Genomic DNA, 23,897 nt, shown 5'->3' on the forward strand with positions numbered 1-23,897 from the left:
CGACCCGGGGCGGGGTCCGTGGGCCGTAACCTGCGTGACCGTGACCGGAGACCAGCTCGACGTCGGCGTGGGACCGTGGCCCGGGGACCCGCCGGACGACCCGCGGTACGACCCCGAGCTGCTCGCCGAGGGCGACCGGCGCAACGTCGTCGACCGGTACCGCTACTGGCGGCGCGAGGCCGTGGTGGCCGACCTGGACCGGCGGCGGCACGACTTCCACGTCGCGATCGAGAACTGGCAGCACGACTTCAACATCGGCACGGTCGTCCGCAACGCCAACGCCTTCCTCGCCGCCGAGGTGCACGTCGTCGGCCGCCGGCGGTGGAACCGGCGCGGCGCCATGGTGACCGACCGCTACCAGCACGTCCGGCATCACGAGACCATCGAGGAGTTCGTCGCGTGGGCGGCCGGACGGGAGTTGCCGGTCGTCGGCATCGACAACCTGCCCGGCTCCCGGCCGCTGGAGACCACCACCCTGCCCCGGCGCTGCGTCCTGCTGTTCGGGCAGGAGGGCCCGGGCCTGTCGGATCCGGCGCGTGCCGCCTGCAACCAGCTCTTCTCGATCGCCCAGTACGGCTCCACCCGGTCGATCAACGCCGGCGTGGCCAGCGGCATCGCCATGCACGCCTGGATCCGTACGCACGCCGGGCCGCCGCCGGGCTGACCGCCGTCGCTCCCCGGGCCGCCCGTCGCTCCCCGGGCTGACCGCCGTCGCTCCCCGGGCTGTCTGCCGTCGCTCCCCGGACTGCCTGCCGTCGCTCGCCGGCCCCGGCTCGTCGGGGGACCTGAGCCGACCCGCCCCGGGAGGCAGTCGGCGGCACCGAAACCGGCGCTCCGCTTGACGGGGCGGCGTGCGGGGGTGACGGTGGGATGGTGAGTGTCGCGGTGAGTTGCCCGAAATGTGGTGGACCGGTGCGGGCGCCGGACCTGATGCACACCGAGTCGCGCTGCCTGGACTGCGGACCGGTTTCCCCGCTGCACGTGCCCGAGCACATCGGGACCGAGATCGTGGCCAGCGTGGTGGAACGGATCGTCGCCGCCGCCGACCCGCCGACCCGGCCGAGGACGCCGCTGTGGTGCCCGTGGCCACTGCCGACGGGCTGGACCATGACCGGTGTGGCGTACGCCGGCGACGAACGCACCGGGGTGCACGCCACGGCGGTCGCCTGCGCCGGCCCGGAGCCGTTCGGCGGGGGCCCCGCGGACCTGGTCTTCGTCGCCGAGGAGCCGGGCGTCGGCCTGGGCACCCGGTTCGCGGGTCTGGCCGGACCGGATCCGGGCCCGGAACTCGCGCAGGCGTTGACCGATCCCGGGCCGGGGCATCCGGAGCATGTCGGGCAGGCCAGGATCAAGGTGGCCGGCCATCCGACTCCACTGTGGCTCGTGAACTCGCCGACGGATCGAAGCGCGTACGCCGGCGAGGCTCGGGGATTGTGGCTCCATGCGATAGCCTGGCCGGCGAGTGCGGGTCACCTCCTCGCGGAAGAAGTCGTGTTGCACGACCTGACCGAGTGGACACCGCCCGAGCTCGTGTACGGCGCACCGTCTCCGTATCTGCACGGGAAGGCTTGACGGGCCCCAGGGCTTGACAGGCATCCCGGAATGTCGGAGAAAGGACGCAGATATTCACTGTACGACACCACACTGATACTCTGGGTACCGCTGCGGTAATGGGACCCGGCGCCGCGCGAGAGGATGGCCCGCCATGGTCAAGAAGGTCCTCACCTGGGCCGGAATCGCATTCTTGATCTTCTTCGTCGCATATCGGCCAAATTCTGCGGCGGACGTGTTCAAGTCACTGGGCGGCGGGATCATGGACATCGCCCAGGGATTCGGCGACTTTTTCACCAGCCTCGTCGCCTAGCCGCCGATGGGAAACCCCTCCGGTCCACCCTTCGATCCCGACGATCCCGATCGGGAGCGCCGGGAGCGGGACACGGAGCCGATCCCTCGGATCGGCCCCGACGACGGGCCGGGCTACGGCACCGGTCCGGGTCTCTCCGACGGTCCCTCCCTCTCGGACGACGCCGGCTTCGGCGACGGCCCGGCGTACGCCGGGGAAGGTCGGTCCGGTCGGTCCTGGGTCCGTGACCCGGAGGCCGGCTACCAGCCACCGCAGATCTCCGAGGACGAGCTGGCCGGTCTGCGGGCCGACGCCGCCGGCATGGCGCCCCGCCGGGTGCTGCCGTTGGAGGACGAGCCCAGCTCGCTGGTGGCGCGCTACCTCTTCCCGACCGAGCGCTACCGGGGCGAGTGGAAGCGGCACTGGATCCACCTCTCCACCCCGCTACTGGTCGGCATCGCCGCGACCTTCGTGCTGGGCTACCTCTCCGGCTTCCTCGCCGGGCAGGACGTGGGCGCGCTCACCACGATCGCGGTGCTGCTCTGGTTCGCCGTGATGGGGTGGGTGGCCTGGAAGGTCGCCGACTGGTGGTACGACCGCTTCATCCTGACGAACAAGCGGGTGATGGTGGTCAACGGCATCATCACCCGGCGGGTCGCGATGATGCCGCTGGTCCGGGTCACCGACATGAAGTACGAGCAGAGCCCGACCGGCCGGGCGCTCAACTACGGCACCTTCGTGCTTGAGTCCGCCGGCCAGGAGCAGGCGCTGCGTGAGATCAAGAACCTGCCCAACCCCAACGAGCTCTACCTGCGTGTCGTCGAGGAGATGTACGAGCCGCAGGCGGTCGAGGCGCGGCTGGGCAAGGAGGCCGACGAGGCCAAGGCCGACGACGGGGCGTGAAACTTTTCGTCCGAACATCGGAGGAAGTGCGCACCGTTCGCCGTCGACCCGACCACCCCGGGCATGGCAACCTGCCAGGACAACGGGGTGCGGAGGTGGCTGGTGGTGAGCAGGGATCCCCTGGAGGAGGAGTTCCGCGACTTCGTCGCGGCCCGCTCTGGCGCCCTGCTGCGCACCGCCTACCTGCTCAGCGGGGACTGGGCCACCGCCGAGGATCTGTTGCAGACCGCGTTGACCAAGACGTACCTGGCCTGGAAGCGGCTCGGCGGGATCGAGGCGATCGAGCCGTACGCCCGCCGTGTCATGATCAATACTTCGACCAGTTGGTGGCGGCGGCGCTGGCACGGTGAACGCCCCACCGACGTGCTGCCGGAGCGGGCCGGGATCGACGAGATCGAGCAGCAGCTCGACCGGGACCTGCTCTGGCGCCACCTGAGCGCGCTGCCCAGCCGGCAGCGGGCGGTGCTCGTGCTGCGGTTCTACGAGGACATGTCCGAGGCGCAGACCGCCGCGCTGCTCGGCATCTCGCCCGGCACGGTCAAGAGCCAGACGTCGCGCGCCCTGGGCACCCTGCGTCGTCGCATGGGCGCCGAGGCTGTCCTCGACCTGCCGGCCGGGGCCGACCCGACCCCGGCCCTGCCCCGGGCCGGCGGCGCCGACCGCCCCACCCCCGCCCGCGGCGGCGCCGACCGTCCCACTCCCGCTCCCGCTCCCGCTCCCGCTCAGGGTGGCGCCGATCGTCCCACTCCCGCGCAGGGCGGCACCGACCGTCCTGCTCCGGTCCGCGGCGGCGCGCCGATCCGCCCGTCGACGGCCTACGGGGCGCCGACGATGGTGGTGGGCGAGGACGCGGCGGCCGTGGTCGCGGCGACGAACGCCCCGTCGCCGCTCGTCGCGCCGGCCACGGCGGGCGGTCCGGGCGGCACCACCACTGCCGCCCCCGGCCGGTCGGCAGGCGCCATGGCCCAGGGCCGGCCGGGAGGCGGCACCGCCCCGGGCCGGTCGGCAGGCGTCACCTCCGCCGCCGCCTCCGGCCGGTCGGGAGGCGTCTCCGCCGCCCCGGGCGGCGCCGCGACCGAACTTCCGGCGCAGACGGCCACCGTTGCTCCGGCGGCGGACGCCGGGCGTGCCACCTTGCCCGCCGAACTGACCGACGAGTCGGCGGGCGATCCGGTGCCCGTCGCCTCGGGGGCGCGGGCCGGGGCCGGGGCGGTGTCGCGTACCGCCCGTGACGAGCAGCGTGGCCGGCAGGCCGCCCTTCCGGCCGTACCGGCCGGCTCCGGAGAGCACCGGTGAGCCGTTCCGTCGGTCGTGGTGACAACCGGACCGAAGACCCGACGCGTCCATTCGCCGTGACCGAGGACGAGCTGGCGCAGGCGCTCCGGGAGACGTTCGCCCGCCGGGTGTCCGTCACGCGCCCGCTCGTCGCCGATCCGGCGGGACTGGCGATCCGGCGGGCCGACCGGTCCCGGCGCCGGCGGACGTTGACCGGGATCGCCCTCGCCGCGGTGGCCACCGTGACGGTCAGCGCCGGAATGGCCCAGCTCGGGCAGCAGCCCGGGCGACCCACCCACCCCACCGTGGTGCTCGGTGACCCGTACGCCTCGCCGTTGCCGGACCCGACCCCGCAGCTGTCGGCCGCCCCGCAGGCCGACCTGGCGCGGGGCGAGGTGGACCTCATCCTCAACGACGTGCTGGTCACCGCCGGCGGGCAGCGGCTCGCCCTGCCCGAGGTGGGCACGGCCGCCGAGCGTGCCCAGCGGCTCCCCGACCGGGCCGGCTGGGCGGTGGTGGGCGCGCCGACGGCGGCCGGCCGGTCGCTGTGGATCGTGCTGTCGAACGGCAAGGCACACCTGCTCCTGGCCGGGGCCCGGGACATCGTCCTCAGCCCCGACGGGCGGCAGGTCGCCTGGCGGGAGGGGACGGATCTGGTCGTCGCGGGCATCGTCGGCACCCAGGTCGTCGCCGCCGCCCGCACCCCGGCGTCGCCCGACGCGGTACCGGTCGCCTTCGCCGGGGACACGGTCCTGGTCCGCCTCGCTCCCGACCGGCCCGGTCACGCCCTGTGGCGCCCGGCGACGGGTCCGCCGCGCGGCGCGGGCGACGCCGCCATGCACGTCTACGGCACCCGCCCCGACGGGCTGGCGGTCGCGCTGGTGTCCGCCGGCACCCCCCGCCGGCCCTGTGTCGCCCTGCTCGACCCGGCCCGGGACCTCGCACCGGTACGGACCGGATGCGGGCCGACGCTGACCGGCGACGGAGCCGGCGGGGTGTCCGCCGACGGGCAGTGGCTCCTGGTCAACGGAAAGGCGGGCCGGCAGGACCGCGCGTTGCTGGTCGACCTGGACCGGCTCGCCGCCGCACCGGCGACCCGCCCGGCCGGTCCGCCCGTGGCCGGGCCGGTGGCGTGGACGCCGCAGGGGACGGCCCACTACCCGACCGAGGACGGCGCCCTGGTGCGCGTCGAGGTGAGCCGCGTGCTCGACGGCGAGGTGGCCGTGTCCGTGCCCGTGACCGGCCTGCCCTCCGGCGAACGCGCGGTGCCGGTGGGCGGCGACCACCGTTCCTGACCGCGCCCGCGCGCCCGGGGCGGGCCGCCGGCCGGTAGCGTCGGGCCGATGAGCGCGGCACCGCGGATCGACCTGCACACCCACTCCACCGCCAGCGACGGCACGCTCAGCCCGGCCGAGCTGGTGCGGGCGGCGGCGGAGTCGGGGCTGGACGTCGTGGCGATCACCGACCACGACACCACGGCCGGCTGGGCGCCGGCCCTGGCGGCGCTGCCGGCCGGGCTCAGCCTGGTCCGGGGCGCGGAGCTCTCCTGTCGGTGGTACGGCGAGGAGCCCGCGCTGCCGCTGCACCTGCTGGCGTACCTCTTCGATCCGGACGCCCCGGAACTCGTCGCGGAACTGGCCCGGGTGCGGGCCGCCCGCGAGGAGCGGGGCGAGCGGATCGTGGCGCTGCTGCGGGCCGACGGGATCGACGTGAGCTGGCCGGAGATCCTGACCGGCGCGGGCGGCGGGACCGTGGGCCGGCCGCACATCGCGCAGGCGCTGATCCGGGCCAGCCTGGTGGCCACCACCACGGAGGCGTTCGGGCCGGACTGGCTGGGCGAGCGCTACCGGCTGCCCAAGGAGGACATCGACGTCTTCCGCGCGGTCCGGCTCGTCCGCGCGGCGGGCGGTGTGCCGGTCTTCGCCCACCCCCGGGCCACCCGGCGGGGGCGGATCGCGCCCGACGAGCTGATCGCCGACCTGGCCGCGATCGGGCTGGCGGGGCTGGAGGTCGACCACGAGGACCACTCCCCGGCCGAGCGGGCGCACGTGCGGGCCCTGGCCGGCGAGCTGGGCCTGCTGGTGACCGGCTCGTCGGACTTCCACGGCACCCACAAGACCGTCCGGCTCGGCGCGTTCACCACCGACCCCGGGGCGTACGAGCGGATCGTCGGCGAGGCGAGCGGAGTGACCGAGGTCGCTTCCGGCTGATCCGCGTTTCCGCCTCCGGCGGCGCGGCTACGTTGATCACGTGGATGCCAAGCTGTTCGGCGAGGTCTTCGTGACCCTGCTGGTGATCGTCGACCCGCCGGGCATGATGCCCATCTTCCTGGCGTTGACCGGTCCGCTGACGGCGCGGGACCGTAACCGCGCCGCCTGGCAGGCCGTCGCCCTGGCGCTGGGCGTGATCGTGATCTTCGCGGTGGCGGGGCAGACGCTGCTCGACTACCTGCACGTGGACCTGCCGGCGTTGCAGGCGGCCGGCGGGCTGCTGCTCATCCTGGTGGCGTTGGAGCTGCTCACCGGCAAGGCCGACGACCCGAGCCAGCAGGCCACCTCGAACATCGCCCTGGTGCCGCTGGGTACGCCGCTGCTGGCCGGCCCCGGCGCCATCGTGGCCACCATGCTCTTCGTCCAGCAGGCCGACGGCGGGGCGGACGTCACGGCCATCGCCGCCGCGATCGTGGCCGTGATGGTCACCGTCTGGATCGTGCTGCGGTTCTCCGGCGGGATCGTCAAGATCCTGCGACCCGGCGGGATCGAGGTGCTGACCCGGATCGCCGGCCTGCTGCTGGCCGCGATCGCGGTGCAGCTCATCGCGGACGCGGTGGCCGCGTTCGTGACCCAGTACGCCAACATGACCTGACCGGCGGCCGGTTCTGTCGGGGGTGGATGGCAGGATCGCGGTGTGCGACGAGCCTCTTCAGCCGGACGGTCCTCCACCAGCGGCGGCCGGGCGCCCCGGCCGCGCGGCGAGCAGCCCGAGCAGCTCGGCTTCGAGGGCATGCCGGAGCGGCTCTTCGTCTGCACCCCGAGCAAGCTCGGCGCCTACGCCGACTGCCCCCGCCGCTACCGCTACTCCTACGTCGACCGTCCGGCCCCGCAGAAGGGCCCGCCGTGGGCGCACAACTCCCTCGGCGCGAGCGTGCACAACGCCCTCAAGAACTGGTATGCCCTGAGCCCCGAGCGGCGTCGGCCGGAGGCGCTCGCCGCGTTACTCAAGGGCACCTGGGTGCGTGAGGGCTACCGTGACGACGAGCAGGAGCGGGCTGCCTACCGGCGGGCCCTGGGCTGGCTGGAGTCCTACGTCGAGACCCTGGAGCCCGGGGCCGACCCCCTCGGCGTGGAGCGGGTGGTGGCGGTCAAGACCGCGGTGCTCGCCTTCAACGGCCGGGCCGACCGGATCGACTCCCGCCCCGGGCCCGACGGCCAGGAGCTGGTGATCGTCGACTACAAGACGGGCCGCACGGGGCTGGACGCCGACGACGCGCGCGGCTCGCAGGCGCTGGCGCTCTACGCGTACGCCGCCGAGCGGGTGTTCCGCCGGCCGTGCCGCCGGGTGGAGCTGCACCACCTGCCCACCGGCACGGTGGCCGCGCACGAGCACACCGTGGAGTCGCTGGCCCGGCAGCTCACCCGGGCGGAGGAGACCGCCCGCGACATCATGGCCGCCGAGCGGGCGGTCGCCGACGGGGAGGACCCCGACGAGGCGTTCCCGACCACGCCGGGCCCCCGCTGCGGCTGGTGCGACTACCGGCGCACCTGCCCCGTGGGGGCGCAGGCGCCGGGCAAGGAGCCGTGGGCGGCCGTCGAGCGCGCCGCCGACCCGGTGGTCGCGCCCGCGACCGACCCGGCGTCCGGCAAGGACTGACCGCCCCCGCAGGCACGGTCACCCTGCCCGTGACAAGGTGCCGACCCGGCACAGGACGCCCACCGGGCAGGGCGGTTCGGCCGTGGGGTCAGGCCGGCGTGCCGGCGAGCCGGGCGGCGCGTTCCTTGGCGGCCTGCTGCAACGGCCCCTCCCGCCACCGGCGGGGCAACGTGGCGAGGGTCAGCCGCAGCGCCCGGACGCTCAGGTCGGCGGAGAGCGCGGTCGTCGGCAGGCCCAGCCCGCCGTACATCCGCCGGGCCCAGGCCGGCAGCAGCGCGAGCGCCGTGCCGGCGATGCCGAAGTACGCCCAGCGGGGCGGCCCGAGGTTGAGCCCGATCCGGGCGGGCAGACTGAGCTTCCACGGGATCGGCGGCGCGGTGAGGAAGAACGCCGTCTCGGCCGCCTCTCGGGTCATCCGCAGCTCCGGACGGATCCGCCGGTAGTAGTCGGCCACCTCGGCGGCGGTGCCCGGCACCGTCGCCGGATCCAGGCCGACCAGGGCGGCGGAGCGCCGCTGCTCGGTGTAGTAGCCGTCGATCTCGTCGGCGGTCAGCGGCAGCCCGGCCCGGCGGGCCGTGTCGAGGAACGATTCGACCTCGGTGACGTGCACCCAGCGCAGCAGCTCGGGATCGTCGATCCGGAACTCCTCCCCGGTGAACAGGTCGGTGGCCCGCAGGCGGGCGTGCCGGCGGCGTACCCGGAGCCCCGCGGCCTCCGCCTCGGCGGTGGTGCCGTAGATGGTGGTGCCCACGTAGGTGGCGGTACGCACCAGGCGGCCCCAGGCGTCGGAGCGGTAGTCGCTGTTCTGGGCGACCCCGGCCATGGCCCGGGGATGCAACGACTGGAGATAGAGCGAACGCAGGCCGGCGACGATCAGGATCGGCTCCTCGTGCACCTTCCACGTGACCGAACCCGGACCGAAGAGGCCGAGGTCATCGGAGTCCACCGACCAAGGGTGCCACGCCCCGCCGCCGCGCGTCGCGTGGAGAGCGCTCGGCCGTCAGTCGTCGGCGGAGCGGCGGGCCTGGCAGGTGGGACAGAGGCCCCAGAACGTCACTTCCGCCTCGTCGACCTCGAAGCCGTGGGCGATGACCGGGTCCAGGCAGGGCGCGCTGCCGACCGCGCAGTCGATGTCGGCGATCTCGCCGCAGCCCCGGCAGACGACGTGGTGGTGGTTGTCGCCGGCACGGGCCTCGTAGCGGGCGGGGCTGCCAGCGGGCTCGATGCGGCGGGACAGCCCGGCGCGCGACAGCGCGCCCAGCACGTCGTAGACCGCCTGGGTGGAGACCGAGTCGATGCGCTGGCGCACCTGGCGGGTGATCTCGTCGACCTCGAGGTGGCCGCCGGCGGCCAGCACGTCGAGCACGGCGAGACGCGGCCGGGTGACCCGTAGGCCCCTCGACCGGAGCAGTTCCTCGCCACCGGGCATGTGCCAATGACAGCACGCGGGTCGGGAACCGACAACCGGCCTCCGGCGCAGGGTGGCGCCGGGCACAACCCGGGTCGCCCCGAGCCGGCCGCCGCGTCGGCGGGCTCCTTGCCGGGAACGGTGAACCGGACCGGCTCCGGGCGCGTGTTCCCGATCGAGACTGACTGGGCGGGTCGACCGGCGCACCGTACGCTGGCCCCGCTACCGCGTACCGCCGGAGGTGTGGATGTTCAAGGAGATCCTGGGTCTGCCGGCCCACGTGCTGGTGGTGCACGCGGTCGTCGTGCTCGTGCCGCTGCTGGCCCTGCTCTCCGCCGCGTACGTGGCGTTGCCCCGGTTCCGGGCGCGGCTGGACTGGGCGGTGGCGATCCTCGCCGTGGTGGCGCCCGTGTCGGCCTTCGTCGCCGTCGAGTCGGGGGAGGAGCTGACCGACGCGTTCCTCGCCCGGGGCATGCAGGGCCCGATCGTGGAGCAGATCTTCACGCACTCCCGCTACGGCGACATCCTGTTCCGCTGGGTGCTGCCGCTGGCCGTGGCGTCGCTGCTGCTGCTGTTCGTGACGAGCGGGCACCGGCGGGTGCCGAAGCTGCCGTCCTGGGTGACCCCGGTGCTGTCGGTCGTGGTGGTGGCGCTCGGCGTCGTCAGCCTCGTCTACGTCTACCTGACCGGGCACTCCGGGGCCGAGACCGTCTGGGGCAACACCCTCTGACGTCCCGCCGCCGCGGCGGGCCGACGGGCGGCGCGGGCCGCGACCGGGCCGAGGTCAGAACACGAGCCGGGAGCAGAGCACGCAGACGAGGACCGCCAGCACCACGCCGGCGACCGCGCCCACGCCGTACGTGAGTCGTTGCGCCCGCTGCTCCGCCGCGTCGAGTCCCGCCATGTCCTGCGCCGGCAGCCGCCGGGGCGGTGGTGGTCGCAGGTGCACCGGTGGGCGCCACCCGGCCGGTGGCGGGGTGGTCGCGGGCGGGCCCGCGTAGCCGCTCCCACGCGCCGGGGGTGGCGTGGCCGGCCTCGGCGGCGCGCCCGTGGGCCGCTCGGGCGAGGCGTCGGGCCGTCGCCAGTACTCGTCCGGGATGCCGCCGGAGGTGGGGGTCGTCACGCCGTCCGACGCTACCAACGCCCCGGCCTGGCGGCCGGCCGGACGCGGCGGCCCGGCGGTTCGTCGTCGCTCCCGCCGGTGGTGGCTGCGCTAGTCTTGCCGCTCGTGAGCATCACCGAGGATCCGGGCATGCCGGCGGTACGCGGCGACGACGACCGCGCCGTCGACCTCAGCGACGACTTCGTGGTGCTGCCCGAGCAGACCACCGACGACACCGACCGGGGCTGGGGCGAGCGCTCGGGCGGCAACGACGACTGGCTGCTCGCGGAGCGCCCCCCGCACTGGGACTGAGCGGGTCACCGCCGAGCTGTGGACGAGCGCGGCCGGCCCGGGGACCGGCCCGGATTCGGGGGCCGGCCCCCGGGCCGGGGCGGCGTGGGTCAGGAGGAGCTGGCGCTGCTGGCGGCCGGGGTCTTGCCTCCGCCGCCGGTGGAGCCGCCCGAGCCCGACGACGAGGACGATCCCGACGACGAGGAACCGGTGGACGAGCCCGACGACGAGGACCCGCCGGACGAGCCGGAGTCACCGCCGGAGGACGAGTCGGACTTCGCCGGCTTGGCGGCGGCGCCGCCCTTCGCGCTGTCCGAGCCGGACGAGCGCGAGTCCGTGCGGTAGAAGCCCGATCCCTTGAACACGACGCCGACGGAGTTGAAGACCTTCCGCAGCCGTCCCTCACACGCCGGGCACTCGGTCAGCGGTGCGTCGGAGAAGGACTGCACCGCCTCGAGCTGGTGGCCGCACGCGGTGCAGGCGTACTGGTACGTGGGCACGTTCTCCTCCGGATCTGGCACGGTCGGTTGGCACTCGACGTATTCGAGTGCCAATGGTGCGTCATCGCCCCCGGATTCGTCCAGCGGAAGTGTGGTCCGTGACACCCGGGGCGGCGTCCAGCGTACGCAGGCCGTCGGCGGGCGTGACGACCGCGCGTACCGGGCGGTCGTGCGGCTCGGCGGGAAGCGCCTCCACCAGCTCGCCGTCGTGCAACGGGACCACGGTCAGGGCGGACGCCGGCACCCGGGCCAACGCCCGGTCGTACGAGCCGCCGCCCCGGCCCAGCCGCAGCCCCCGGCGGTCCACCGCCAGCGCGGGCAGCACCACCAGTTGCGCCCCGGCGACCGCCGCCCGGCCCAGCCGTGGCCCGGCCGGCTCGCGCATGCCCCGCCCGGCGGCCACCAGCCCGGCCGACCCGCTCCAGACCGCCCAGTCCAGGTCGAGGTCGTCGCGGAGCACCGGCAGCAGCAGCTCCCCGCCCGGCGGCAGCGCCGCGTGCAGCACCGCCGGCAGGTCGGGCCCGCCCGGCTCGGAGCCGACCGGCACGTACGCCGTCATCCGCAGCGGGCGCAGCCGGCGTACGAGAGCCACCAGCTCGGCCTGCACGCGCCCGGCGGCGTCGGCCCGCCGCGGCGCGCTCAGCGCCCGGCGGCGGGCGAGCACGGCGGCGCGCACATCCCGCTTCGCCTCTTGCGCTCCATCAGAAAAATCGGGCACGCAACACTCCTGACGCAACGTTTGTCGCCTGGTGGCTCTGTGTCAGCATCGCAAGCAACGGCGGCGGAACTTCCGGGGGGACCGAGTGACGCTACGCGGGCGGTTGACCACAGCCTTCCTGGCGGTGGCGCTCGGCCCGGTGGTGCTCGGGGTGATGTTCGTCGGGGCGACCGTGGCGGCGGTCGACTCGAGCCGCTCCACCGAGCGCCTCGCGGTGGCCGCCGCGACCGTGCGCACCTCCGTCGACGCCCTCTGCCAGCAGTTGCGGGCCGCCGCCGACGCGGTCGCCCTGGCCGGCGACCGGCCGGCCGCCGCGAGCCAGGTGGTCCGCCGTGGCCTGGCCGCCGCCGTGCGGGTCGCCGACGTCACCGGCCGGATCACCTACGCCAGCCCCGGCGGCCCCGCGGAGCCCTGGCGGGACTGCGCCGACCCGCCGGCCGCCGGGCCGGTGCGGGCGCTCGCGGCCCGGGCCGACCTGCGCGACCGGGCCGGCGGGCCGCTCGGCACGGTCACCGCCGCGCAGCCGGTCGACTCGGCCTTCGTGGCGCGCCTCGCGGCCGTGACGGGGGTGGCGGTCACCCTGATCGACGACGCCGCGGCGCCCGTCCGGCTCGCCCACAGCACCGAGTCGACCGGCGTACGCGACGCCGTGCTCGCCGCCGCTGACACGCTGCACGGCGAGCGCGTCGCCGAGACCCCCGACGGCCGGTACGTCCGCCTGGTCGGCCCGTCCTCCGGGCAGCCCCTGCCGCTGGTGCTCTCGGTCCCCAGCGAACGACCACGCGGCCTGTACGTCGCACTGGGCTCGGCGGTGCTGGTGGCGACCCTGCTGGCCGTGGTGGCCGCCTGGCGGCTGGCCCGGGTGACGACCCGCCCGCTGGTCGAGTTGGCGGGCGCGGTGGACCGGGTGGCGCGTGGCGACCTGACCGCCCGGGTGCCGGTGCGCAGCCGGGACGAGATCGGCCGGCTGGCCGGCGCGTTCAACCGGATGACCCGCGAGACGGGCACCTACGTGGCGGCGCTGACCAGCAGCCGCGACCAGCTGCGCGGGCACCTCGCGGTGCTGGGGGACACCCTGGCCAGCACGCACGACCTGCAACGCATCCTGCGGGTGATCCTGCACAGCGCGATCGCGGCGACCGGCGCCCGGGCCGGGGCGGTGCTGCTGGTCGACGACGGCGGGGTGCTCGTCGCGCAGTGCACCGAGGGGCTGGACGAGCCCGACCCGGCGGACGAACCCTCGGGGCCGTTGCGGGTGCCGTTGGGCAGCGGTGTGGTGGGCGCCGTCGCGGCGACCGGGGAGCCGCGCCGGGGGCGGGTGGAGCCCTCCGTCGCGCCGCCGGGGGAGCCGCACTGCCGGACGTACATCGCGGTGCCGTTCGCGGCCCCCGGCACGACGGGCCCGCCCGACGGCACCGCCCGCGACGGGCCCGCCCCGCGCCCCGGGGCGGAGCCGGCCGCCCCGGCCGGGGCGCGCGGTGTGCTGGCCCTCTACGACCGGCTCGGCGCGGACGAGTTCGACGACGACGACCTCGTCACCCTGCGCACCTTCGCCGGCCACGCCGCGGTGGCGGTGGACAACGTCCGGATGCACGAGGAGGCGCAGCGGCTCTCGCTGACCGACCCGCTCACCGGGCTGTGGAACTACCGCTACCTGAAGGAGTCGATCCGCCGGGAGGTCGAGCGGGCGAGCCGGTTCGGCCGGATGCTCAGCGTCCTCGCCCTCGACCTGGACCGGTTCAAGAACGTCAACGACACGTACGGGCACGCGGCCGGGGACGCCGTGCTCGCCGAGTTCGCCCGCCGGGTGCGCGGCGAGATCCGCGAGGTCGACCTCGCCTTCCGGCAGGGCGGCGAGGAGTTCGTGCTGCTGCTGCCGGAGACCGACGCCCGGGGCGCGGCGATCGTCGCGGAGCGGCTCGGCGCGGCGATCCGGGACGCCCCGATCGCCGCCGACGGGCACGGCGGGGCGGCCGTGGCCATCGGCGTCACCGTCTCCGTCGGCATCGCCGTGCACCCCGACCACGGCAGCACCGGCCAGCAGGTGCTGGACGCCGCCGACGACGCCCTCTACGCCGCCAAGGCGGCCGGCCGGGACACCTGGCGCATCGCCGAGGAGCGGGCCGGACCGGCGGCGCGGGAGATCCCCGTACCGGCCACGGCGGCCACCCCCGAGGACGGCCTGCCGCGCGCCGGCGCTCCCCGCCAGCCGGTGCGGGCCCGCCCCGAACCGGCCGATCCGGCCGACGCCGCCCCGGGGAGCGCGCCGGCCGCGCCCGGCCCGGTGCGGCCGGGTCCCTGCGGCGGCGCGTCTTCCGGTCCTCACCCTCCACGACAGAGCCGTGGCCGATAGTCTCGCGACATGTCGGAGCACTCAGCGAACCCCTCATCGGCGACCGCCGCAACCGGTCGCTCCCGCGCGGTCAAGGCCGTCATCCCGGCCGCCGGTCTGGCCACCCGGTTCCTGCCGGCCACGAAGGCGGTGCCCAAGGAGCTGCTCCCGGTGGTCGACCGGCCGGTGCTCCAGTACATCGTCGAGGAGGCCACCCAGGCCGGCATCGGCGACGTCCTGCTGATCACCGGGCGGGGCAAGACGTCGATGGTGGACCACTTCGACCGCCGCCCCGACCTGGAGGCGCGGCTGGAGGCGAAGGGCGACGACGAGCGGCTCGCCGCCGTGCGCGGCCCCAGCGAGCTGGCCGAGATCTACACCTGCCGGCAGCCCGAGCAGCTCGGCCTGGGCCACGCCGTCGGCTACGCGCAGTCGCACGTCGGCGACCAGCCCTTCGCGGTGCTGCTGGGCGACGAGTTCGTCAAGCCGGCCGAGCCGCTGCTGCCCGCCATGCTGGAGCTCCAGGCGCGCACCGGCGGCGTGGTGCTGGCCTTCTTCGAGGTCGACCCGGCCGAGACGAAGCGCTACGGCATCGCCTCGGTGGAGCCGGCGGAGGCGGAGCTGACCGACATCGGCGAGGTCGTCCGGGTCACCGGCATGGTGGAGAAGCCCAAGCCGGAGGACGCGCCCAGCAACCTCGCGGTGCTGGGCCGCTACGTGCTGCCGAGCAGCATCTTCGACGCGATCCGGCGGACGGAGCCGGGCAGCGGCGGGGAGATCCAGCTGACCGACGCCATGGAGCTGCTGCGCAGCGAGGGCACCCCGGTGCACGCGATCGTCTACCGGGGCACCCGCTACGACACCGGCATGCCGCTGGGCTACCTCCAGACCGTGGTGCAGATCGCCGCCGAGCGCGACGACCTCGGCGCCGAGTTCCGCAAGTGGCTGGCCGAGTTCGTCAACTCCGACGCGTCGGGCGTGACTGGTACATGACAGCGTCGGCCGACGCCGAGGCGGCCGCGAACGAGTTGACGCCGCTCGCCGACTACCTGGGCAGCGTGCTGCGCAGGTTACGCGCGCTGCCTCCGCTCGACCTCGACCTCACCCAGGCGCACGGCAACGTCCTCGCCGAGGACGTCGTCGCGCCGCACTCCTTCCCGGCCTTCGACCAGTCGGCCGTGGACGGGTACGCGGCCCGCTGGGAGGACATCTCCGGAGGCGGCCGGGGCGTGGGCTACGTTCCGAGCCAGTCCGGCGGGCCGGGCGGGCGCAACGTCCGGCTCAACGTCGTCGGCGACCTCGGCGCGGCGAGCTGGCGGCCGGTCCGGCTCACCCCGGGCGCCTGCTTCTCCGTCGCCGCCGGGGCGCCGCTGCCGCTCGCCGCGGACGTGGTCGTCCCGGTGGAGTGGACCGACCAGGGCATGGCCGCCGTGGAGATCTTCCGCGTGCCCAAACGGGGGTACGGGGTGCGCCGGGCCGGCGAGGAACTGCCCGCCGGCACCCTGCTGGCCCGGGCCGGCACCTACGTGTCGCCGGCGCTGGTGGCGGTCTTCGCCGCCACCGGCATCGGGCACGTCGTGGTCCGGCCCAGCCCCCGCGTGGTGATCGTGGCCACCGGCGACGAGCTGGTCGACGTGGGCCGGGGCAGCCAGCCCGGGCAGACGGTCGACGCCAACTCGCACGCGCTGACCGCCGCCGCGGCCGAGGTGGGCGCCCTGGCGTACCGGGTGGGCATCTGCGACGACGATCCGGAGGGGCTGCGCGGGCTGCTGGAGGACCAGACGTTGCGCGCCGACCTGATCATCACCACCGGTGGGACCGGCACCGGGCCGGGCGACATGGTGCGGCGGATCCTCTCCCGGCGGGAGGGCAGCCGGGCCGGCCCGGTCACCTTCACCGAGGTCGCGCTCTACCCCGGCACCTCGCTCGGTTTCGGCACGGTCGGCGCCGAGGAGGTGCCGGTGGTCTGCCTGCCCGGCGACACGGGCTCCGCCCTGATCGGCTTCGAGGTGCTGGCCCGCCCGGCGATCAACCTGCTGGCCGGGGCGGAACCGGTGTTCCGGCCCAGCGTCCGCGCGCACCTGCTGGAGACGATCTCGTCGCCGGTGGGGCTGCGCGAGTTCCGCCCCGCGCACGTCGCCGAGCGGCGCGGCGGCGGCTACACGGTGCAGCCGCTCAACGGTGGCCCGTACACCCTCTCGGGGCTGGCCGAGGCGAACGGGCTGATGGTGCTCGGCGAGCGGGTGACCACCGCGGCGGCCGGGTCCACGGTGGATGTCCTCCTGCTGGACCGGCGCCGGTGAGCGCGAGGAGTGAGCTTGCGAGCCCCGCAGTCGCGAGCGGAAGGTCAGCTCGGTGAGCGCTTCGGTTTCGTCGGTCGTGAGCGGAAGGTCTGTTCCGTGAGTCTGTTCGGGGTCGGGCGGGCGCCGGGGTGGCCGGCGGTGCTGGCCGACGGGCCGGTGCTGCTGCGGCCCTACCGGCGTTCGGACGCCGCCGCCTGGTCCGAGGTGCGCCGCGCCAACCGGGAGTGGCTCGCGCCGTGGGAGTCGTCCCTGCCGGGTAGCTGGCACGAGCTGAACTCGCCGGCCGCGTTCCGCTGGGTGTACCGCGACCAGCGCCGGTCGGCGCGCACCGGCGAGGGGATGCCGTTCGCCGTCTGCCTGCGCGAGGACGGCCGGGAGCGGCTGGTCGGCCACCTCAACGTGGGCAGCATCGTGCGGCGGGCGTTCTGCTCGGCGTACGTGGGCTACTGGGTGGACTTCCGGGTGGCCGGTCGCGGCGTCATCCCCACCGCGCTGGCGCTCGCGGTCGACCACGCGTTCGGCGTGGGCGGGCTGCACCGGGTCGAGGTGAACATCCGCCCCGAGAACCGGCCGTCCCGGCGGGTGGTGGAGAAGCTGGGCTTCCGCGAGGAGTCGTACCACGTGCGCTACATGCACATCGACGGTGCGTGGCGGGACCATATCGGATACGCGATGACCAGCGAGGAGGTCGCCGCCGAGGGTGGGCTGCTGGCCCGCTGGCATCGGCTGCGCGCCACCACGGGGTGAGCCGTCCCACGCACGGGATCGGCGCGGCGTGTCAGCATCCGCGTCCACGGCCCGTAACCTCAAGTAACTGCAAGCTGTGGCAAGCGCTGCTCCATCCGTACGATCCGCGCACCCGACCACCATCGGTGGAAGATCCTGCGGCCGGACGGCGGTTGCTCCGAATTCGGTGACGGGAGGGGTGAGGGTGCCGACCTCGGTGCTCCTCGCCGTCCTCGCCGCCGCCGGTCTGCTCGCCCTCGCCCCGGCGCTGGTTCGCCGGTACGACGCCACCGAGCGGCTGGTGGCGGAGCGGGCGCAGTCGACGGCGCGGGTGCTCCAGCGCCGCCGGCGGCGCCGTACTGTGCCGGGGCACCGTCCGGTGCACCCGCCCCGCAGCCTCGTCATCACCCTCAGTGAGGACGCGAACACGGGTGGGCTCTCCGCGCCGGTCTCCGCGCCCCCCGCCACGCGCCGGTCGAAGCGGCTGCGCGCCGTGCCGCCGGCCCCCCGCAAGGGCCGCCGCCGGCCGCCGCCCCGCCGACAGCACACCCCCGCCGTCTACCGGCGCCGCCGGGTGCTCGCCGCGCTGCTGCTGCTGAACTTCGTCGAGCTCATCGGCGTGATCGTGGTCAGCCCCGGCTTCTGGATCAGTTTCGGGGTCAGCGCCGCGCTGCTGGTCGCGTACGTCGTACACCTGCGGCGGCTGGCGCTGGCCGATCGCCAGCGGCGGCGGGCGCAGGCCCGCGAGGCGGCGTGGCTGGCCGCCCGGCAGGCCGAGGTGCGGCGGGAGCAGGCCCGCCGGGCGGCGGCCCGCCGCGAGGCGCAGCGCCGCCTGGCGGCCCAGCGCGAGGTGGTACGCCGTGCCGCGATGGGCCTGGACCGCCCGGCGGACCTGCCGGCGGCGGCCAACGGCGGCTCGGTCTCCTACCGCCGCTCGGGTGGCCTGCGCGGTCGCCCCTACCAGTCCGGCCGCGGCTCCCACTCGGCCTGACCGGCCACGTCAGTTCGGGGCTGGCAGGCGGTAGACGGACACGTGCGACCGCGAGTCGGCGGTGAACTCGGCGCCGGACCAGTCCGCGTGCCGGCTCTCCAGCTCGAACCCGGCCAGCTGACCCATGAGGTCCAGCTCCGCCGGCCAGATGTAGCGGTGCGGCGACCGGAACAGCCGGGCGTGCGTGCTCTCGTCGAACCGGAAGTGGTGCGACACGACCTGCTGGCGCAGCACGTCGTAGGTGTCCAGGCCGAGGTACCCCGGCTCGGACGACCAGACCGTCGCCTTCTGGCCCGGTGGGAGCTTGCGCAGCTCCGGCACCCACAGCTCGATCACGAACCGGCCGCCCGGGGCGAGGTGGCGGGCGGCGTTGCGGAAGCAGGCCACCTGCTCGGACTGGGCGAGCAGGTTGGAGATCGTGTTGTAGACGAGGTAGACCAGCGAGAACTCGCCCGGGGCGGTGGCGGTCGCCAGGTCACCGATCACCACCGGAACGGTCGCCTCGTCCACTTTCGTCCGCAGCCGCTCCACCATCGGGCGGGACAGCTCGATACCGCTGACCGGTACCCCGCGCGCGCTTCCCACCGCCGTCCGCGATGTCCACCGACTTTCGCACCGATCGGCCCCTCCGGCGCCTGCTTGGGGTCTTCTTCGAGATCTTGGTGGCTGGCGGCCCCCGGAGGGGCCGTTTCGTGCCAAGATCTCGGCGCGCGGGGGGTGGATTCGCGGCGGAGGCGGTCAACCTGTTAGCCTTGGCGCCGGCCCGCCCGGTGAAAGCCGGGTGGGACCGATGCCGGTCCGCCGGCGGAGGGGTTGTGGCGCAGTCCGGTAGCGCACCTCGTTCGCATCGAGGGGGTCAGGGGTTCGAATCCCCTCAACTCCACCCAGCTCAAGGCCGTTTCCGCCCGTCGGAGACGGCCTTTTTCGATCTTGCACGGCAGCAGAGGCAGCACCGGCAGTCAGATCAGGGCGCGTAGCCGGGGTCGGCGACGGTCTCGGCGATGCGGGTGAGCCAGTACTGGTCGTTGGCGCGAGACTCCGGACTGGCCTCGGGGTTGAGGATGCTACGCAGAGACTCGGCGACGTCGTCGAGGTGCCGCTCGCTGCGGTAGTAGCTCAGCAAGGTCTGGTCCGGTTCCAGCGGCCCGTAGCCTCGGCGGAAGAGTTCGGCGCGGTGCGCGTCGATCGGGTGGTCGCCGAAGTCCTGGCTGTAGATGAACATGAGGTCCCGCTCGCGTGGCGCCAGGATCGGCGCATCCCAGTCCACGACGTGCAGCGGACCGTCGTCGTCAGCGATCAGGTTGCCGGGGTGGATGTCGGCGTGGCAGATGACGTGTCGAGCGTGCGTCACGCGGGAGGCCAGTTCGTCGACCGTCGCCGCCAACCGGTGCAGCGCGGCGCCGTACCGGGCCCAGAACGCGCCGAGGGCCTCGCTCGTCGCAGCCTGCCCGCCGAGGGGCCGCAGCCGCTCGCCAGCGTTCGATCGGTAGGTCTCGACCGGCAGGACGGCGGCGAGGTCTGCGCTCGGCGTGACGGCGTGCAGGCGACCCAGGAACTCGCCGTACTCGCCCCACTGGCGGTCGGTGAGGCCGCGCCTCCACAGGCTGCCGCCGTCGTGGAACGGGTAGAGCAGCAGTTGGTAGTCCCCGAACCCGTGACTGGCTCCGCCGTCCGGAAGGTCGATGGGTGCCACGACCTGCCTGACGCCTTGCGCCTTGAGGAACCCGGGCAGCAGGACGGCCGCTCGGGTGAACGTGCCGCGGCGCATCTTCAGGAAGTATCGCTCGCCGTCGGACGCGGCCACCCGGTACGCCCATGCCTGCCCGTCGAGCCCGACCGGCATGAACACGAGGTCGACGATGGTCACGGCCCAGGCGGCGGCCACCTCAGCCGCCAGGAGCCGTTCGTCGACGTCAGGCTTGTCGATCATCGACGGAGCGTCGCAGTTGGCAGGCCGGCCGGCAAGGGATTTGCCACCTGCGGGCGCCCGGGCGCCTGGCTGGCCCGCGAGTCGGGTCAGCCATGCCACGGCGCCTGTCGGCGGCCCGCCGTCACGGCTTCACCGCCCGGGTGGCGAAGTAGCCGGGCAGCCATCCGGCGGTGGCGTCGGAGTGGTGCGGCGCCTCCTCGAAGCCGACGATGACGAAGCCGGCGGCGAGCTGACCGCCGATCTGCGCGGTCATCGTGTGGCTGTACTCCAGCGGTGCGTCCGCGCCCCACAGGCGTTCGCGTTCCGCCGCCGGGACGTGGGTCAGGTCGCTGTACGGCAGCCGGTGGCGCACCACCAGTTCGCCGCGCTGGTCCAGCGCCTCGTTGTCGAAGAGGAAGACGTCCGGATTCAGGAAGCCGGACAGCAGCGTCCCGCCCGGTCGCAGCACCCGGAAGCACTCCCGCCACACCGGTGCGAGCTCGGGCACGAACAGGTTCGACACGGGGTGGAAGACCAGGTCGAACGAGGAGTCCGGGAACGCCGACAGGTCGCGCATGTCCCCGAGGACGGTACGCAGCTCCAGGCCGTCCCGCCGGGCGACCGACTCGTCCTGTTCGAGCTGACGGGGTGAGTTGTCGAAGACGGTGACCCGGGCCCCCGCAGCGGCCAGCGTCGGACCCTGCTGTCCGCCGCCCGAGGCCAGACACAGGACGTCCGTACCCGCGAGGTCGGCGGGGAACCAGGAACGGTCGACGGGCTGGTAGCCGATCAGGACGACCGACCAGTCGCCGGCCCGCGCCCTGGCGATCGTCGCGCTCGAGACGGGGCGTGACCACTCGTTGCCCTGCTCGACCTGCCGGTCCCAGGCGGTGCGGTTGTGTGCTACCGGGTCAAGAGACATTGCCCCACGCTAGCGGCCGAGGGCCGCGGCACAGCCGGCATTTTCACCCGGGCGCCGGGCGCCGGGCGGCGGGCGCCGGGTCGCCCGGCGGCACCACAGCGGCGGACGGCCAGCCGTGGCCCGCGGTGGAAAGCTCGTTGCCTCGTCGGTGCGGCCTCCCGCACCGACGAGGCAACGCCTTGACGCCGTTACCTACTTGACGATCGTGACCGTCGCCGAGCGGTAGTTCCTGCCGTTCTTCTCCGGGTCGTAGCCCTTCTCGACGTTGCCGGAGGCGTCGACCGAGAACCAGCGGAACGTGGTGGTCCCGGTGACGCGGAAGACCTGCCCCGGCTCACGGAACTCGGTGGCCTGGTAGCGCGGCGATTGGAGGGTGGGCCGGCTGCCATCCGTCGTGTAGTAGATGGTGGCCGGCTCGCTCGTCTCGAAGCGCACGTCGACGGACCCGGTGTACCTCCCGCCGCCAGGAACGAGCTCGGACGTCGGCTTCTTCTTGTCCTTGCCCCACTCCGCCGCGATCCGGAACATCTCCATGATCCCGTTGGCGTACTCCATCGTCTCGGAGTGGCCGCTGACGAGCGCCGGATTGCCCTCCCACGCCGGCTGGAACGAGCCGCCCTGCCAGTTGCCGGTGGCCGGGTTGTAGATCGAGCCGCCGACCTCCCAGCCGAAGGAGTAGATCCCGTAGGTGTGGTACATGTCCTCACGGACGTTGCCCGCGGAGGAGTACAGGACGTCCGACGAGCCGCCGACGTTCTCCGGCGTGACGACGGTCTCCCGGTACGCCTTGACCTGCGACAGGATCCTGCCGGCCGACTGCCAGTAGAACGCTTCGTCGCCCAGCGGCGGACGCGGCGTGGTGACCCGACCGTCCGCGATGTAGGCACCGGGCTGCCAGAACAGCTGGCCGCCGTTGGAGTGCACCGACATCATGAACTTGATGTTCGAGTACTTCTCGACCAGCCAGACGATGTTCTTCGACTCGGGCTCGGACAGCTTCTCCGGCCCCTGGTAGGTGCCGCTGGTGCAGACCGTCGACCCACCGGCGTAGCCGTCGTGGCCCGACCCGACCCGGTAGTTCCGGTTCAGGTCGACGCCCCACGAGTTGCGGCGGTCCGGGTCGGCGTTCGCGTCCTCGCAGTGGTTCGTCAGGTTCTTACGCTGCGAGGCGTAGTTGTAGAAGCTGTAGTTCGCGCCGTCGGGGTTGTTCGACAGGACGAGGAAGATGTCCGTGTTCTGGACGATCTTCTTCGTCTCCTGGTCGGTCTTGTAGTTGTGCACCAGACGCTCGGCCGTCTCCAGCGTCGTCGTCGCGGGCACCCACTCGCGGGCGTGGTCCTGGGCCTGGATCAGGACACCGGGGTTGCGGCCGTCGCGGTGCTTGCCGATCCGCAGGACCGGGATGGTGGCCTCGCCGCGGGGCACCTCGCCCTCCGGCGCGCCGACGCGCTTCTGGTCGAGGAAGTCGCTCAGCGCGACCGGGGCGGACGTCGGCACGACGAGCCCGGTGCCCGCGTTGCTGCGGTACGGGTGGGCCCGGTCGACCAGGCCCTGGGACTGGGTCTCCAGTGCCGCCGCCACCTGCGCGGCGGTGCTGGCGAGCGCGCCGTTGGCGTCCTTCGCGAGGAGGACGCGGACCGCCTTGCCCGACACGTCGACGCCGAGCGGGAGGCTCGCCCCCGGCCGCTCCACGAATTCGACGGTGACGTCGTTGCCACCCTCGTGGCCCCACGCCGCCGAACTGACGACGACCGCAGCCTGCCCGGTACCGCCGATCGTGGCCTGCGCCTTGCGCTGGTAGCCGTTCGTCTTGTGCGGCAGGTAGACGATCTCGGCGATGTCCGGGTACTGCCGGGCGATCTCCTCGGCGCGGCTGAAGAGCTGCTGCGGATGCTTGTAGCCGTCGATGAAGTCCGACCTGTAGCCCGGGTTGTCCGTCAGCGGCGGCGGAGCGCCCTCGAGCCAGTTGGAGACCTTGCCGGTGGTGACGCCGCCGGTCGAGCTGGTGACCCTGATCTGGTCAGGACGCGCGTCGAGCTTGAACAGGTTCCGGTGGAACATGTACTGCCCGGAGTCGACGAAGCGGCTCATCGTCCGGGCGGAGCCGAACGGCGTACCGACGCCCGAGTCGTTCTCGAGCTGCATCAGGACGATCGGGTTGGCCTGTCCACCTTCGGTGGTCCGTGCCTCGACGTAGAGGAAGCCCTGGCCCTTCGTGGTGAACCAGTCGGCGCGGACGACCCGTACCGTCGCGGCGTTCGCCTCGGTGACCTGCGCCGGCTGGGCGAGCGGCTGGGCGGCCCGTGCCCCGGCGGCCCGGAAGCCGCCGTCGGCCACGTCGCTCCAGGTGAAGCGCTCGTTCTCGCCGAGGATCCTGACGCCCATCGCCTTGAGCTCGGCGATCTGCCCGGCGTCCACGTGCGCCTCGCCCTCGATGCCGTCCGGCACGCGCGTGAGGCCGTGATCGACGTCGTAGCCGGCGGCCACCACCTTGTCGAGCATGTCGGATCCGGTCAGCTTGATGCGTACGTGGTTCGAATCGTGATCCGCGTGGTGGGCTCCTTCGGAGCCCGTGGCGGTGGGCTTCGTGGGGTCCGCGCCCGCAGGCGCGGTCGCGACGAAAGTGGTTGCCACAAGGGCGGACATCGCGAAGAACACGATGCGTGGCTGTCTACCTCGCATGCTCCCCTCCTTCTGTCTGTGGCCGTCGGTGATGTCGCGGCCGGCCGGAGCGTGGGCCGGACCGCATCGATCCATCCAGGAATGGTCATGCTGCGCCCGCCCACGACGAGCCCGGCTTCGAC

Annotated in this window: 25 protein-coding genes, 1 tRNA gene and 1 pseudogene; 18 read left to right on the forward strand and 9 right to left on the reverse strand. The window is 74.1% G+C overall.

The window, feature by feature from the left end; translation table 11 throughout:
* Positions 1-40 precede the first annotated feature (40 nt).
* The 9 genes from ACPXCB_RS19145 (at position 41) to ACPXCB_RS19185 (ending at position 7,891) form a co-directional block, all read left to right on the forward strand.
* A complete protein-coding gene (locus tag ACPXCB_RS19145) occupies positions 41-664 on the forward strand; it encodes a TrmH family RNA methyltransferase (protein ID WP_425877004.1) in 624 nt (207 codons plus the stop codon).
* Positions 665-870: 206 nt separating this feature from the next.
* On the forward strand, positions 871-1,572 hold the full coding sequence (locus tag ACPXCB_RS19150; protein ID WP_425877005.1) for a DUF6758 family protein: 702 nt from the start codon (positions 871-873) through the stop codon (positions 1,570-1,572).
* Positions 1,573-1,705: 133 nt separating this feature from the next.
* Positions 1,706-1,864 (forward strand): hypothetical protein, encoded by a 159-nt coding sequence (locus ACPXCB_RS19155; protein ID WP_007455302.1) that lies wholly within the window; start codon positions 1,706-1,708, stop codon positions 1,862-1,864.
* 6 nt (positions 1,865-1,870) lie between these two features.
* Positions 1,871-2,746: a PH domain-containing protein gene (locus ACPXCB_RS19160; RefSeq protein WP_425877006.1), complete on the forward strand. Its 876-nt coding sequence runs from the start codon at positions 1,871-1,873 to the stop codon at positions 2,744-2,746.
* A 105-nt stretch (positions 2,747-2,851) separates the two neighbouring features.
* On the forward strand, positions 2,852-4,042 hold the full coding sequence (locus ACPXCB_RS19165) for a SigE family RNA polymerase sigma factor (RefSeq protein ID WP_425877007.1): 1,191 nt from the start codon (positions 2,852-2,854) through the stop codon (positions 4,040-4,042).
* A 56-nt stretch (positions 4,043-4,098) separates the two neighbouring features.
* Positions 4,099-5,316 carry a hypothetical protein gene (locus ACPXCB_RS19170; RefSeq protein ID WP_425877008.1) on the forward strand — a complete coding sequence of 406 codons (1,218 nt, stop codon included), beginning with the start codon at positions 4,099-4,101 and terminating at the stop codon, positions 5,314-5,316.
* 48 nt (positions 5,317-5,364) lie between these two features.
* Positions 5,365-6,231: a PHP domain-containing protein gene (locus ACPXCB_RS19175; RefSeq protein ID WP_425877009.1), complete on the forward strand. Its 867-nt coding sequence runs from the start codon at positions 5,365-5,367 to the stop codon at positions 6,229-6,231.
* A gap of 40 nt (positions 6,232-6,271) precedes the next feature.
* Positions 6,272-6,886, forward strand: a complete 615-nt coding sequence (locus tag ACPXCB_RS19180) for a MarC family protein (protein WP_151456757.1) — start codon at positions 6,272-6,274, stop codon at positions 6,884-6,886.
* 138 nt (positions 6,887-7,024) lie between these two features.
* The gene (locus ACPXCB_RS19185; protein WP_425877062.1) at positions 7,025-7,891 is read left to right on the forward strand and encodes a RecB family exonuclease; all 867 of its coding nucleotides are present in this window, start codon (positions 7,025-7,027) and stop codon (positions 7,889-7,891) included.
* A gap of 88 nt (positions 7,892-7,979) precedes the next feature.
* On the opposite strand, the gene ACPXCB_RS19190 is transcribed toward ACPXCB_RS19185, so the two are convergent.
* Positions 7,980-8,837: an oxygenase MpaB family protein gene (locus ACPXCB_RS19190; RefSeq protein WP_425877010.1), complete on the reverse strand. Its 858-nt coding sequence runs from the start codon at positions 8,835-8,837 to the stop codon at positions 7,980-7,982.
* 54 nt (positions 8,838-8,891) lie between these two features.
* Positions 8,892-9,320, reverse strand: coding sequence for a Fur family transcriptional regulator (locus tag ACPXCB_RS19195; protein WP_425877011.1), 429 nt, complete (start codon positions 9,318-9,320; stop codon positions 8,892-8,894).
* Between the two features lie 226 nt (positions 9,321-9,546).
* On the opposite strand from ACPXCB_RS19195, the gene ACPXCB_RS19200 reads away from it, so the two are divergent.
* A complete protein-coding gene (locus ACPXCB_RS19200) occupies positions 9,547-10,029 on the forward strand; it encodes a DUF2231 domain-containing protein (RefSeq protein ID WP_151456753.1) in 483 nt (160 codons plus the stop codon).
* A 54-nt stretch (positions 10,030-10,083) separates the two neighbouring features.
* Here the strand turns inward: ACPXCB_RS19200 and ACPXCB_RS19205 are convergent, their stop codons facing one another.
* A complete protein-coding gene (locus ACPXCB_RS19205) occupies positions 10,084-10,422 on the reverse strand; it encodes a hypothetical protein (RefSeq protein WP_425877012.1) in 339 nt (112 codons plus the stop codon).
* A 105-nt stretch (positions 10,423-10,527) separates the two neighbouring features.
* Here ACPXCB_RS19205 and ACPXCB_RS19210 point away from each other — a divergent pair, with 105 nt between their 5' ends.
* Together ACPXCB_RS19210 and ACPXCB_RS19215 are read left to right on the forward strand one after the other, a co-directional pair.
* Positions 10,528-10,713, forward strand: a complete 186-nt coding sequence (locus ACPXCB_RS19210) for a hypothetical protein (RefSeq protein ID WP_425877064.1) — start codon at positions 10,528-10,530, stop codon at positions 10,711-10,713.
* An 18-nt stretch (positions 10,714-10,731) separates the two neighbouring features.
* Positions 10,732-11,037 carry a hypothetical protein gene (locus ACPXCB_RS19215; RefSeq protein ID WP_425877065.1) on the forward strand — a complete coding sequence of 102 codons (306 nt, stop codon included), beginning with the start codon at positions 10,732-10,734 and terminating at the stop codon, positions 11,035-11,037.
* Positions 11,038-11,099: 62 nt separating this feature from the next.
* On the opposite strand, the pseudogene ACPXCB_RS19220 reads toward ACPXCB_RS19215, so the two are convergent.
* Together ACPXCB_RS19220 and ACPXCB_RS19225 are read right to left on the reverse strand one after the other, a co-directional pair.
* Positions 11,100-11,297, reverse strand: a pseudogene (locus ACPXCB_RS19220) (FmdB family zinc ribbon protein); the annotation flags it as partial.
* Entirely contained in the window at positions 11,254-11,910 is a 657-nt protein-coding gene (locus tag ACPXCB_RS19225; protein ID WP_425877013.1) for a 5-formyltetrahydrofolate cyclo-ligase, read from the reverse strand. The pseudogene ACPXCB_RS19220 and the gene ACPXCB_RS19225, both read right to left, overlap by 44 nt.
* Before the next feature lie 85 nt (positions 11,911-11,995).
* Here ACPXCB_RS19225 and ACPXCB_RS19230 point away from each other — a divergent pair, with 85 nt between their 5' ends.
* The 5 genes from ACPXCB_RS19230 to ACPXCB_RS19250 all read left to right on the forward strand — a co-directional run bounded on the left by ACPXCB_RS19230 (position 11,996) and on the right by ACPXCB_RS19250 (position 18,262).
* On the forward strand, positions 11,996-14,263 hold the full coding sequence (locus ACPXCB_RS19230; RefSeq protein WP_425877014.1) for a diguanylate cyclase: 2,268 nt from the start codon (positions 11,996-11,998) through the stop codon (positions 14,261-14,263).
* A 9-nt stretch (positions 14,264-14,272) separates the two neighbouring features.
* The gene (locus ACPXCB_RS19235; RefSeq protein ID WP_425877015.1) at positions 14,273-15,235 is read left to right on the forward strand and encodes a UTP--glucose-1-phosphate uridylyltransferase; all 963 of its coding nucleotides are present in this window, start codon (positions 14,273-14,275) and stop codon (positions 15,233-15,235) included.
* A complete protein-coding gene (gene glp, locus ACPXCB_RS19240; RefSeq protein WP_151456791.1) occupies positions 15,232-16,545 on the forward strand; it encodes a molybdopterin molybdotransferase MoeA in 1,314 nt (437 codons plus the stop codon). Before ACPXCB_RS19235 ends, glp begins: the two co-directional genes overlap by 4 nt.
* A gap of 96 nt (positions 16,546-16,641) precedes the next feature.
* Positions 16,642-17,292, forward strand: a complete 651-nt coding sequence (locus ACPXCB_RS19245) for a GNAT family N-acetyltransferase (RefSeq protein ID WP_425877016.1) — start codon at positions 16,642-16,644, stop codon at positions 17,290-17,292.
* A gap of 178 nt (positions 17,293-17,470) precedes the next feature.
* Positions 17,471-18,262, forward strand: a complete 792-nt coding sequence (locus ACPXCB_RS19250) for a hypothetical protein (RefSeq protein WP_425877017.1) — start codon at positions 17,471-17,473, stop codon at positions 18,260-18,262.
* Between the two features lie 9 nt (positions 18,263-18,271).
* Here the strand turns inward: ACPXCB_RS19250 and ACPXCB_RS19255 are convergent, their stop codons facing one another.
* Positions 18,272-18,847, reverse strand: coding sequence for a class I SAM-dependent methyltransferase (locus ACPXCB_RS19255; RefSeq protein ID WP_425877018.1), 576 nt, complete (start codon positions 18,845-18,847; stop codon positions 18,272-18,274).
* A gap of 224 nt (positions 18,848-19,071) precedes the next feature.
* On the opposite strand from ACPXCB_RS19255, the gene ACPXCB_RS19260 reads away from it, so the two are divergent.
* A tRNA-Ala gene (locus ACPXCB_RS19260) sits at positions 19,072-19,145 on the forward strand.
* A gap of 81 nt (positions 19,146-19,226) precedes the next feature.
* Here the strand turns inward: ACPXCB_RS19260 and ACPXCB_RS19265 are convergent.
* The 3 genes from ACPXCB_RS19265 to ACPXCB_RS19275 form a co-directional block, all read right to left on the reverse strand.
* The gene (locus tag ACPXCB_RS19265) at positions 19,227-20,192 is read right to left on the reverse strand and encodes a phosphotransferase enzyme family protein (RefSeq protein WP_425877019.1); all 966 of its coding nucleotides are present in this window, start codon (positions 20,190-20,192) and stop codon (positions 19,227-19,229) included.
* 121 nt (positions 20,193-20,313) lie between these two features.
* Positions 20,314-21,093, reverse strand: a complete 780-nt coding sequence (locus ACPXCB_RS19270) for a class I SAM-dependent methyltransferase (protein ID WP_425877020.1) — start codon at positions 21,091-21,093, stop codon at positions 20,314-20,316.
* 192 nt (positions 21,094-21,285) lie between these two features.
* Positions 21,286-23,595, reverse strand: coding sequence for a M14 family metallopeptidase (locus tag ACPXCB_RS19275; RefSeq protein WP_425877021.1), 2,310 nt, complete (start codon positions 23,593-23,595; stop codon positions 21,286-21,288).
* Positions 23,596-23,897 lie beyond the last annotated feature (302 nt).

The organism is Micromonospora sp. DT62, assembly GCF_049847285.1.
Lineage (GTDB): Bacteria > Actinomycetota > Actinomycetes > Mycobacteriales > Micromonosporaceae > Micromonospora > Micromonospora reichwaldensis.